This window comes from Propionivibrio sp. (assembly GCF_016790145.1).
Classification (GTDB): domain Bacteria; phylum Pseudomonadota; class Gammaproteobacteria; order Burkholderiales; family Rhodocyclaceae; genus Propionivibrio.
In genome coordinates, this window is record NZ_JAEUOI010000158.1 from 15,900 (window position 1) to 27,060 (window position 11,161).

Here is an 11,161-nt window from a genome sequence, read left to right on the forward strand (position 1 = left end):
GGTTCCGCTATGCTCCGGCACATGCACATCGTAATCATCAGCGGCCTCTCGGGTTCCGGCAAGTCGATCGCCCTCAACATGCTTGAGGACGCGGCTTACTACTGTGTGGACAACCTGCCTTCGCAATTGTTGCAGCAACTGATCGACCAGCTCAGTCAACAAGGCTACGACAAGGTCGCCGTCGCCATCGACAGTCGCGGCGGCGAGAGTATCGCGATGCTTCCACAACAACTGGCCGCACTGCGCGTCAATGATCTGGAACTGCAATTTCTCTTCCTCGACACCAAAACCGAAACACTGCTCAAGCGTTATTCCGAAACCCGCCGCCGACATCCGCTGGCCAATGAACAGCGCACCGTGACCGAAGCCATCGCCGAGGAGCGCGTGCGCCTGGGAAGCCTGTCCGAACTCGGTCATCATATCGATACCAGCGATCTGAAACCGAACGCCCTGCGCGAATGGATACGCCAGTTCATCGCCACCGAAGCGCAACAGGGACTGACCCTGATCTTCGAATCCTTCGGTTTCAAGCACGGTGTTCCGCTCGACGCCGAACTCGTCTTCGACGTGCGCTGCCTGCCCAACCCTCACTACAACCCGGAACTGCGTACGCAAACCGGACGCGACGACCCGGTCATCGCCTTTCTTGAGGCCGAACCCGACGTGCTGCACATGCGTGACGACATTTCCCGTTTCATCGCTACCTGGCTACCCTGCTACGTTCGCGACAATCGCAACTATCTGACCGTGGGTATCGGCTGCACAGGCGGCCAGCACCGTTCGGTGTATATGGCCGAGTGGCTCGGACGCGAATTCCGCAAACAGGCGCGGGTACTGGTTCGTCACCGCGAACTGCCGCCTGCGGCGGCTACCGCGTCCGCCGCTGCGTTCACTCCCACCGGCAACTCCTGATGCACTGGCTGGCGCTGCTCAGGCCCGGTGACTGGCTGGTGGCTGCGCTGGGACTGGCGATCTGTGGCGTATCCATTCCTCTGGCATGGCAAGGCGGCGTTGCCGAGAAGGCCGTCATCAAGCGTGGTGGCGAAGTCTTCGCCGAGCTGGATCTGTCCCGAAATCGCCAGATCGAGGTTCCGGGCCCGCTCGGCATCACCACGGTGCGCGTTGAAAAACGCCGCGTGCGCGTTGTCTCCGACCCCGGACCACGCCAGTATTGCGTACGCCAGGGCTGGCTGGCACGCCCCGGCGAAATCGCCATCTGCGCGCCGAATCAGGTCAGCGTACAGGTGCAGGGGGGCAAGGAGGCATATGACTCGCTCAGTTACTAAGCTGACCACGACCCCCGAAGATCACCGCATCGCCCAGCTCGCGGCGGCGGCGATTGGCCTGGCGCTGATCGACGCGGCGATTCCCTTGCCGCTGCCCGGCGTCAAGCCGGGGCTGGCCAACATCGTGACGCTGATTGTGCTGGCCCGCTACGGCTGGGCAACGGCAGCCTGGGTCAGCGGTTTGCGCGTTTTCGCCGGCGGCCTGCTGCTCGGCCAGTTTCTTTCGCCCGGCTTTTTCATGAGCCTGACCGGGGCAGTGCTCAGCCTGCTCGTCCTGGCGTTTGCCAGTCGTCTGCCGGGGCGCTGGTTTGGGCCGGTGAGCTGGAGCATTCTGGCCGCCTTTGCGCATATCGGTGGCCAGTTGCTGCTCGCCCGGCTGTGGCTGATCCCGCATAACGGATTGTTCTATCTGGTGCCGCTTTTTTCCGCAGCAGCGCTGGCTTTCGGTATCATCAACGGACTGATTGCTGCGCGTCTGCTCGCCGAGCTCCCGGCCACCGAACCTCTGACAGCGGAATGAAAATGCCCAGGACCATCTGCCTAGCCTTTACCGGTGCCTCCGGCATGCCGTATGGCCTACGCTTGCTTGAGTCTTTGCTCGCCGCCGGCTGCCGCGTGCAGCTGCTCTATTCCCAGGTCGCCCAGGTGGTTGCCCGACAGGAAATGGCGCTCGAACTCCCTTCACGCGCGAGCGAGGCGCAGGCTGTCTTGCGCGAACGTTATGCCGCACTCCCCGGCGAACTCGTGGTCTACGGCCGCGAAGAATGGTTTGCGCCGGTAGCCAGCGGTTCAAATCCGCCGGAGGCCATGGTGGTTTGCCCATGCACCATGGGCACGCTGGCCTCGATCGCTCAGGGCCTGGCCAGCAACCTGATCGAACGTGCTGCCGATGTGGTCATCAAGGAAGGGCGCAAGCTGATTCTGGTGCCGCGCGAAACACCGTTCTCGGCGATCCATCTCGAAAACATGCTGCGCCTGGCGCGCGCCGGCGCGGTGATTCTTCCGCCCAATCCCGGTTTCTACCATCATCCGGTAAAGGTTGAGGATCTGGTTGATTTTGTGGTCGCCCGCATTCTCGATCAACTGGCCGTTCCGCATGCACTGATGCAGCGCTGGGGCAGGGAAGCGGAATGAACTGGCTGGGTTTTCAGCGCAAGGAATCGAAGGAAATCGACATTCCTCTTTTCCCGCTCGGCGGCGTCCTCTTTCCCGGCGGCGTATTGTCGCTCAAGGTTTTCGAGCAGCGTTATCTCGACATGACCGCGGCCTGCATGAAGGACAAGGCCCCCTTTGGCGTATGCCTGATAGCCAGCGGCAAGGAAGTCGGCGAGTCGGCAGTACCGCACAAGGTCGGCACGCTGGCGCATATTGACCAGGCCGACATGCCGCAACTCGGCATCCTGATGCTGACGGTGCGCGGCGGGCGTCGTTTCCGCATCGTTTCAACGCGCACCCGGCCCGATGGATTGCTGCGCGCACAGGTCGAGTTGCTCGCTGAGCCTGCGCGGCAGGACGTTCCGGCAGCGCAGCAGGGCTTGCTGCCGCTGCTGCACAAAGTCGCCGGTGATCTCGGCCCGGAGAAGATGCCGGCACCGCATGCCTTTGACGACGCGGCCTGGGTCGGTTATCGGCTGACCGAGATTGTCCCCGTGCAGGCTCTCGCCAAACAGAAGCTTCTGGAACTGGACGATCCGCTGTCGCGGCTGCAGATTCTGCATACCTATCTTGCACAGCGCAAACTGGTACTGTAAAAACGGAGCAACAGCCCCTAGCCCTGAACCTTGGCCGCCTCTGCGAGCAGCCATTCGCGGAATGCGCCAATAACTGGGCGCTCGGCAACGGCTTCGGGGGTGACCAGATAATATGCCTGCGGTCTGCGGATGTGGATATCGAAGGGAACAACCAGGCGTCCGGCAGCAACCTCGGCCTCAACCAGCGGCATCGATGCCAATGCAATACCGAGGCCGTCGATTACTGCCGAAAGTGCGAGACTGGAATCACTGAAGTGCGTCCCTGCATTGTCGTCGATGCCTTCGACGCCGGCGAGTTGCAACCACTCGGCCCAGGTTGGCCGATCCATCAGTTCCGGGGTGGTATCGTCGTGCAGGAGGTCGTGATAGCGCAAATCCTTCGGTACATTCAGCGGGCGCATTCCCGACAGCAGGCGCGGGCTGCATACCGCCGTGTAGGCCGGAGAAAACAGGCGATCGACCCGGCAGCCGGGATAACGACCGCGACCGAAGCGAATGAACAGCTCGGTTTCATCATCACGCACGTCAATCGTCTCGAAGCCCGAAACCTGCAAGGCATCCGGCGGGTCGATCATTTTCGGCGACGCCGTCATGTGTAACTGAACTTCCGGATGGCGTGCGGTGTATCCGGGAAGATGGCTGATCAACCAGCGCGAGGCAAAGACGGGAGGCGAGGTTACCAGAAGACGTCCGCCGGGCTCATGGCGCCGCGTGCTCTCGACGGCTGCCGCGAAGCATTCGAGCCCCTCGCGCACCTTGGGCAACATGGCCTGCCCTTCGCTCGTCAGCTCCAGCGCCCGCGTCAATCGACGGAAGAGCGCGAAGCCAAGATAGTCCTCAAGACCATGAATCTGATGACTGATCGCCGTGGGCGTCACGGCCAGTTCATCACCGGCCTTCTTGAAGCTCAGGTGGCGAGCGGCGGCTTCAAAAGAGCGCAACGCATTCAGCGGAGGGAGTCGATAACTCATATGGCTGAGATTTTCTCACGCATCGACTGACAATTGATCGTTTGTTTCGATGCACCTTGCTGAATATAGTTACGCCGTACCCGAAACACGGGCAATACAAATGGAATATCGAAATGAAAAATGAACTCAAAACCCAGGACATCACCGCGATCATCGCCCAGGCGAACAGGGAACGAATCGACGCCATCGGCATACTGATCTTCTCCGGAGCGCGCAAGGCATTGACGTGGGCGGCCAGACACGCCGACCGCTTTCTGCATGCCTTCCTGATGTCACCGGTCAACCCGCGCTGAGCCTGCGGCTCCAGAACAGAGCCAGTGGAACAGATTTATGAATTCAGCGCAAAAACACCATCGGAGAAAGATTTCGCCAGGACAGGCAAAGGGCTGACAACGCTTGCCTTGGCCTGAGCTTTTCGCCTTTGCCGCAGTTGATCGGATTTCAGGTGCAGTCGCTCTGCCGGTGAACTGAACAGCACAACAAGCACAGCATCCGGAGGTTACAATCGGGGCTCTCCGTGAGTCCGCCCTCCATGAAAAGTCCGCCCGCTTCCGAAGCCACCCCTGAACCGCTGCAGCGCGTCGTCAAGATACGGCGCGATTACAACACCTGGGTGGCCAACGAAACACTCGAAGACTACGCCTTGCGCTTCACGCCGCGCAGTTTTCGCAAATGGTCGGAAATGCGCGTCGCCAATACCGCTTTTGGCGCATCCTCCTTTCTCGTGCTGGAAGCCGTCGGCGCGACCATGCTGGTCAGCGCCGGCTTCGTCAACGCCTTCTGGGCGATCCTGGCGACCGGGCTGATCATCTTCCTGATCGGCCTGCCGATCAGCCACGCTGCGGCCCGATACGGTCTGGACATGGATCTGCTGACGCGCGGGGCCGGCTTCGGCTACATCGGCTCGACCGTCACTTCGCTGATCTATGCCTCCTTCACCTTCATTTTCTTCGCGCTTGAAGCGGCGATCATGGCCTATGCGCTCGAGCTGGCTTTCCACATTCCACCGAGCTGGGGTTACCTGATCTGCGCGCTGGTGATAATTCCGCTGGTTACCCATGGCGTCACCGCGATCAGCCGCCTGCAGGCCTGGACGCAGCCCTTGTGGCTTTTTTTGCTGGTTCTGCCCTATGTTTTCCTGCTGGTTCAGGAGCCCGAAGTCCTCGGCGGACTGCTGAAATACCCCGGCGAAAAGGGGCTGGGCAGCGAGTTTTCCATACCGCTTTTCGGTGCGGCACTCACCGTCGGCATTGCCCTGGTCACGCAAATGGGCGAACAGGCCGACTACCTGCGCTTCATGCCCGAGCGCACGGCAAAAAACCATCGCCGCTGGTGGCTGGGCTTGCTGCTTGGCGGCCCCGGCTGGGTCATCCCGGGGGTGGCCAAAATGCTCGGCGGCGCCCTGCTTGCCTATCTCGCCTTGCGCAACGCCATACCTGCCGAGAAGGCGGTCGATCCCAACCAGATGTACCTGATCGGCTTTTCCCATGTCTTCAGCAATACCTCGCTGGCGATTGGCGTCACCGTCCTCTTCGTCGTCATTTCACAGATCAAGATCAACGTCACCAATGCCTATGCTGGATCGCTGGCCTGGTCGAACTTTTTTTCACGTCTGACCCACAGCCATCCCGGACGGGTGGTGTGGGTCGTCTTCAACATTCTGATCGCGTTGCTGCTCATGGAACTCGATGTCTTCCAGGCGCTCGGACAGATTCTCGGCCTCTATTCGAATATCGCCATTTCGTGGATGGCGGCAGTCGTCGCCGACCTCGTCATCAACAAGCCGCTGGGTCTCTCACCGCCGCATATCGAGTTCAAACGCAGCCGTCTGTATGACATCAATCCGGTCGGCATCGGCGCCATGGGTCTGGCCTCGCTGCTTTCGGTTGCCGCTTTCAGCGGACTGCTCGGCGCCGGTGTGCAGCCTTATGCATCCTTCATTGCCTTGCTGACCGCCTTTGTCGCCACACCGCTGATCGCCTGGATCACCGGCGGCCGCTATTACCTGGTCAACAGCGACAGCGCAGCGATACTCGGCATGCGGCATTGCTGCATCTGCGAGCACGAATACGAGAGCGAGGACATGGCCCACTGCCCGGCCTACGGCGGCACCATCTGCTCGCTGTGTTGCTCGCTCGATGCGCGCTGCGACGATCTGTGCAAGCCAGGCGCCAATCTCGGAGCACAATGGAACGGCATGCTGCGCCGCATTCTTCCGGCAGCAGCCCTGCCTTATCTAGAGACCGGGCTGGGCCATTACCTGCTGCTGATGGCCGGTATCGTTCCCTTGCTGGCGGGACTGCTCGGCCTGCTCTACACGCACGCAGTGCTGACGCTGAACCCCGATCAGGCCAACCTGATTCCGCACCTGCAACAATCCTTCGTCAAAGCCTTCTCGGCGCTGCTGCTGCTGTCCGGCATCGGCGCCTGGTGGATGGTGCTGACGCACAAAAGCCGACAGGTCGCGCAGGAGGAATCGAACCGGCAAACGCACCTGCTGATGCAGGAGATCGACTCGCACCGGCGTACCGACGATCAGTTGCAAAAATCCAAACAGGTCGCCGATCAGGCCAACCAGGCCAAAAGCCGCTACATCACTGCCATCAGCCATGAACTGCGTACGCCCCTCAACAGCATTCTCGGCTACGCGCAGATCCTCGATGGCGACGAAGCCATCCCGGCCAGCCGCCGGCAAGCGATAAGCGTCATCCGCAAGAGCGGCGACCATCTGCTGTCGGTAATCGAAGGCACGCTCGACATCGCCCGCATCGAAGGCGGCAAACTGACACTGGAGGTCAAGGCACTCGATTTCCCCGAGTTCCTGCAGCAGATCGTCGGCATGTTCGAGCTGCAGGCGCGTAACAAGGGTCTGGGGTTCGACTACCAGCCGGTGGGCCAACTGCCGGCCGTGGTACGCGCCGACGAGCGGCGACTGGGGCAGATCCTGATCAACGTTCTCGGCAACGCGGTCAAATTCACGGTGCGCGGCAAGGTCAGCTTCCGCGTCGAGTTCCTGCGCGACATGGCCGTCTTTGACATAGACGACAGCGGCCCGGGAATTCCGCCGGAAGACCTTGAGCTCATCTTCGAACCCTTCGTCCGCGGCAGCAGCGCACAGGCGGGGGGTAGCGGCGTCGGCCTGACCATCGCGCGCATGCTGACCGACCTGATGGGCGGCGAAATGAGCGTCAGCAGCGCCCCCGGTGCGGGCAGCCGGTTCCGCATCCGTCTGTTCCTGCCCCAGGTACACTCGGTGCTGGCCGCGCGCGAGCGGCCACGGGTCAGCCGAATCGGTTACGTCGGCATCCGCCGCCGCATCCTGGTAGTGGACAATGAGAAGGTCGATCGCGACATGCTGCAGAGCGTCCTCGACCCCCTGGGCTTCCAGGTTGAACAGGCCGCCAGCGGCGAGGAGTGCCTGCAGGTGATGTCCCGCTTCAACCCGCACCTGGTATTCATGGATCTGGCCATGCCCGGCATCGACGGCTGGGAGACGATACGCCGCATCCGCCGCACGAATCCTGGCGAGGCCCATATCGCAATCCTCTCGGCCAATGCCTTTGACAAAGGGCTGGAAAACGATGTCGGCGTCGCCACCGAGGACTTCATCGTCAAGCCGCTACGGGTCGATGAACTGCTCGACTGGATCGGCCGCAGGCTGGGGCTGGAATGGGTCAGCGTCGATGCTCCCTTGATCTCCCCGGCACCTGTCCAACACCCGCCTCCCCTGATTCTGCCGGGATGGCAGCACCTTTCGGCGCTCGACGAACTGCTTACCCTCGGTTATGTGCGCGGCATTCTCAACAAGCTCGGTGAAATCGAGCGCCTCGATCCGGCGTACGGTGAGTTCGTACGCGTCATGCGCGATCTGGCGCGCCAGTTCCAGTTCGAGGCCATGAAGGAAGTACTCAGAAAGGGCCGCGATGCCGCCTGACACAACCATCGAGCGTGCCATCTCCGACATCGTCCTGATCGTGGACGACATCCCGGAAAACCTCTCCTTCCTGCACGATGCGCTCGACGAATCGGGCTACACGGTGCTCGTCGCCACCAACGGCGAATCGGCGCTGCAGCGTGCCCGCCAGAGTCTTCCCAACGTCATTCTGCTCGACGCGCTGATGCCCGGCATGGATGGCTTCGAGGTCGCCCGGCGGCTGAAAGCCGACTTCGCCACCCAGCATATCCCCATCGTCTTCATGACCGGGCTTACCGAGACCGAACACGTGGTGGCCGCTTTCGCCGCCGGCGGCGCCGACTACGTCACCAAGCCCATCCGCCCCGCCGAAGTCCTCGCCCGCATCGCCGCGCACATGCAGAACGCTCGCCAGATGAAGCAGGCACGCACCGCACTGGACGCCTTTGGCCAGGCCACGGTGGCCGTGCGCGCCACCGACGGCAAACTGGTGTGGCAGACGCCATTGTCGAGAAAGCTGCTCAAGGACTATTTCACCTGCGGCGAAGATGAAACGCCGCCGCGCCTGCTGGCGTGGATCGCCGAAGCCGAAACCGCCCGCCGCAACGGCCGCGAGCCACCTGCCCTGCTGCTTGCCGATGGCAGCCGGCGGCTGCTCGCCTCCTTCCACGACCAGACCGGCGACCAGGAATGGCTGGTCGTCCTGCGGGAAGAAAACGACGCATCGGCCATCGAATCGCTGATCGCCGCCTTCCGCCTCACCCAGCGCGAAGCCGAAGTGCTCTACTGGGTAACGCTGGGCAAGACCAGCAAGGACATTGGCGATATCCTCGGCAGCAGCCCGCGGACGGTGAACAAACACCTGGAGCATGTGTTCGAGAAGCTCGGCGTGGAAACACGCACCGCGGCCGCCAATCTGGCGCTAGGCAGGATGCGTGGGGCGTAGGCTGCAAGCAGAACGCCGGCCAATCCGCAGCGGGCGACTACCCTGATAGCCTGGACTCAGGAGACGAATCCACGCCAGCACTGGATACCGGCTGGCGCCGGCATGACGGCAGTTTCAGACTTCATCGGGTCTCAGCAAGGGGCTTGCCACTGCGTTTATCCGAATGAAAAAACCGGAACGGGGAACCACGGGCTGTCATCGATTATCATAGCGCATCGGTAAGGAAGTTATCTGTACCCTGCTCACCTGAAAAAGGAGATCGCCATGGATGTGGCACTGGTTGAATGGTCGCAAAAGCTGGAGTTTGGTCTGCCGATGATCGACAGCCAGCACAAACAGTTGTTCGACCTGGCCGCTACCTTCGCCGGCAATGGGGACCAGATCCGGGTGATGAAAACCCTGGTCATGCTCTGCGACTATGTCAAAGTCCATTTTCGTGCCGAAGAGGAGATGCTGGCCGCGCTCGACTACCCGGATCTCGACGCCCACAAGCTGCTGCATGCCGAATTCAAGGGCTTGTTGCTCAAGTTGCTCGAAAGCGCGAGGCAAATGACGCTCGACGAGATTGCCAATGAAGTGCAGTACCTGATCTACGGCTGGTTCTCCAACCACATCCTGCAAGTCGATGTCGCCTACGTTCCCTGGGTGCGCAGTCAGACCCTGCACAACCAGGGCTGAGGGACCCCTTCCCGATCCCCATTTCAGTCCCAGGAAAACGGGATACGCAATCTGACGTATTCCGGCATTCCCGTGAGTTCCTTAATCTGCTGTTGCGCTGCAAGCATGCGTTGCAGTTCCTGCGCAAGCCCACCCTTTAAGGAGCCTCTCCATGAAATCCCGTCGTAATTTCATCAAGGCCACCGTGCTGTCTGCGGCCCTGGCCACTGCTGGTCTCGTTTCCTTCGCTGCCCACGCTGCCGACACCATCAAGGTCGGCATCCTGCATTCACTCTCCGGCACCATGGCTATTTCCGAGACGGCACTCAAGGAAACGGCCCTGATGACCATCGCCGATATCAACAAAAACGGTGGTGTGCTGGGCAAGAAACTGGAGCCGGTCGTCGTCGATCCGGCGTCCAACTGGCCGCTGTTCGCCGAAAAGGCCCGCCAGTTGCTGACCAAGGACAAGGTTGACGTTGTCTTCGGCTGCTGGACCTCGGTTTCCCGCAAGTCGGTACTGCCGGTGTTCAAGGAACTGAACGGTCTGCTCTTCTACCCGGTCCAGTACGAGGGTGAGGAACTCGAAAAGAACGTTTTCTATACCGGCGCGGCGCCGAACCAGCAGGCCATCCCGGCCGTCGAATACCTGATGAGCAAGGAGGGTGGTGAGGCCAAGCGCTTCGTGCTGCTCGGCACCGACTACGTCTATCCGCGCACCACCAACAAGATCCTGCGCGCCTTCCTGAAGTCCAAGGGCGTGGCGGAAACCGACATCATGGAAGAGTACACGCCGTTCGGCCATTCCGATTACCAGACCATCATCGCCAAGATCAAGAAGTTCGCTGGCGAAGGCAAGAAGACCGCCGTCGTATCGACAATCAACGGCGATTCGAACGTACCTTTCTACAAGGAACTGGGCAACGCCGGCCTGAAAGCGACCGATGTACCGGTTGTCGCCTTCTCGGTCGGCGAAGAGGAACTGCGCGGCGTCGATACCAAACCGCTGGTCGGCCATCTCGCCGCCTGGAACTACTTCATGTCGCTGAAGAACCCGGAAAACGAGAAGTTCGTGAAAATGTACAAGGACTGGGCCAAGAAGAACAAGTTGCCCAATGCCGACTCGGTCGTCACCAACGACCCGATGGAAGCCACTTTTGTCGGCATCCACATGTGGAAGCAGGCTGTCGAGAAGGCCAAGTCCACCAATGTCGACAAGGTCATCGCGGCGATGTCCGGCCAGACCTTCAATGCGCCCTCAGGCTTTGTCCTGAAGATGGACGAAACCAACCACCACTTGTGGAAGCCGGTGTTCATCGGCGAAATCAAGGGCGACGGACAGTTCAACGTGGTCTGGAAAACCAAGGGACCGATCCGCGCACAACCGTGGAGCCCCTTCATCGCCGGCAACGAGAGCAAGAAGGACGGCCCGGAAAGCAAGTAATCCGGCCAGCAGGCTACAACGATCAACGGGGGCTTCGGCCCCCGTTTTTTATCGCGCTTTGTTTACCCCGACAAGCCAAACCCTTTGGTACCGCAGGGTTTACGACGATTTTACTGTTTCATCAGAGTGGCTACAGGGGGATTAGAGCTTAACGCCCAGCAAATCGAGAATGCGCTGCTGATCATCATCGGGC

The 11,161-nt window shown here is 60.9% G+C and carries 11 protein-coding genes; 10 read left to right on the forward strand and 1 reads right to left on the reverse strand.

The genetic code is table 11. From position 1 onward, the window contains the following. The first annotated feature begins 21 nt into the window (after positions 1–21). The 5 genes from rapZ to JNM42_RS13110 are packed head-to-tail and all read left to right on the forward strand — an operon-like array spanning position 22 to position 3,037. A complete protein-coding gene (rapZ, locus tag JNM42_RS13090; protein WP_294270628.1) occupies positions 22–912 on the forward strand; it encodes an RNase adapter RapZ in 891 nt (296 codons plus the stop codon). Continuing rightward, a complete protein-coding gene (locus tag JNM42_RS13095; RefSeq protein WP_294270630.1) occupies positions 912–1,286 on the forward strand; it encodes a NusG domain II-containing protein in 375 nt (124 codons plus the stop codon). The genes rapZ and JNM42_RS13095 overlap by 1 nt, the downstream gene beginning before the upstream one ends. Next, positions 1,267–1,806, forward strand: coding sequence for a Gx transporter family protein (locus tag JNM42_RS13100; RefSeq protein ID WP_294270633.1), 540 nt, complete (start codon positions 1,267–1,269; stop codon positions 1,804–1,806). The genes JNM42_RS13095 and JNM42_RS13100 overlap by 20 nt, the downstream gene beginning before the upstream one ends. After that, positions 1,803–2,420: a flavin prenyltransferase UbiX gene (locus JNM42_RS13105; protein WP_294270636.1), complete on the forward strand. Its 618-nt coding sequence runs from the start codon at positions 1,803–1,805 to the stop codon at positions 2,418–2,420. Before JNM42_RS13100 ends, JNM42_RS13105 begins: the two co-directional genes overlap by 4 nt. Then, a complete protein-coding gene (locus JNM42_RS13110) occupies positions 2,417–3,037 on the forward strand; it encodes an LON peptidase substrate-binding domain-containing protein (protein WP_294270639.1) in 621 nt (206 codons plus the stop codon). Before JNM42_RS13105 ends, JNM42_RS13110 begins: the two co-directional genes overlap by 4 nt. Before the next feature lie 17 nt (positions 3,038–3,054). Here JNM42_RS13110 and gcvA read toward each other — a convergent pair whose 3' ends face one another. Further along, entirely contained in the window at positions 3,055–4,008 is a 954-nt protein-coding gene (gcvA, locus tag JNM42_RS13115) for a transcriptional regulator GcvA (RefSeq protein ID WP_294270642.1), read from the reverse strand. Between the two features lie 113 nt (positions 4,009–4,121). Here gcvA and JNM42_RS13120 point away from each other — a divergent pair, with 113 nt between their 5' ends. The 5 genes from JNM42_RS13120 to urtA all read left to right on the forward strand — a co-directional run bounded on the left by JNM42_RS13120 (position 4,122) and on the right by urtA (position 10,968). Then, complete coding sequence (locus JNM42_RS13120) at positions 4,122–4,301, forward strand: hypothetical protein (RefSeq protein ID WP_294270645.1); 180 nt, start codon at positions 4,122–4,124, stop codon at positions 4,299–4,301. Positions 4,302–4,540: 239 nt separating this feature from the next. Next, the gene (locus tag JNM42_RS13125) at positions 4,541–7,942 is read left to right on the forward strand and encodes an ATP-binding protein (RefSeq protein WP_294270648.1); all 3,402 of its coding nucleotides are present in this window, start codon (positions 4,541–4,543) and stop codon (positions 7,940–7,942) included. Further along, a complete protein-coding gene (locus JNM42_RS13130; RefSeq protein ID WP_294270651.1) occupies positions 7,932–8,867 on the forward strand; it encodes a response regulator transcription factor in 936 nt (311 codons plus the stop codon). Before JNM42_RS13125 ends, JNM42_RS13130 begins: the two co-directional genes overlap by 11 nt. A gap of 264 nt (positions 8,868–9,131) precedes the next feature. After that, positions 9,132–9,545, forward strand: a complete 414-nt coding sequence (locus JNM42_RS13135) for a hemerythrin family protein (RefSeq protein WP_294270653.1) — start codon at positions 9,132–9,134, stop codon at positions 9,543–9,545. A 151-nt stretch (positions 9,546–9,696) separates the two neighbouring features. After that, positions 9,697–10,968, forward strand: a complete 1,272-nt coding sequence (gene urtA / locus JNM42_RS13140) for an urea ABC transporter substrate-binding protein (protein WP_294270656.1) — start codon at positions 9,697–9,699, stop codon at positions 10,966–10,968. The last annotated feature ends 193 nt before the right edge of the window (positions 10,969–11,161 follow it).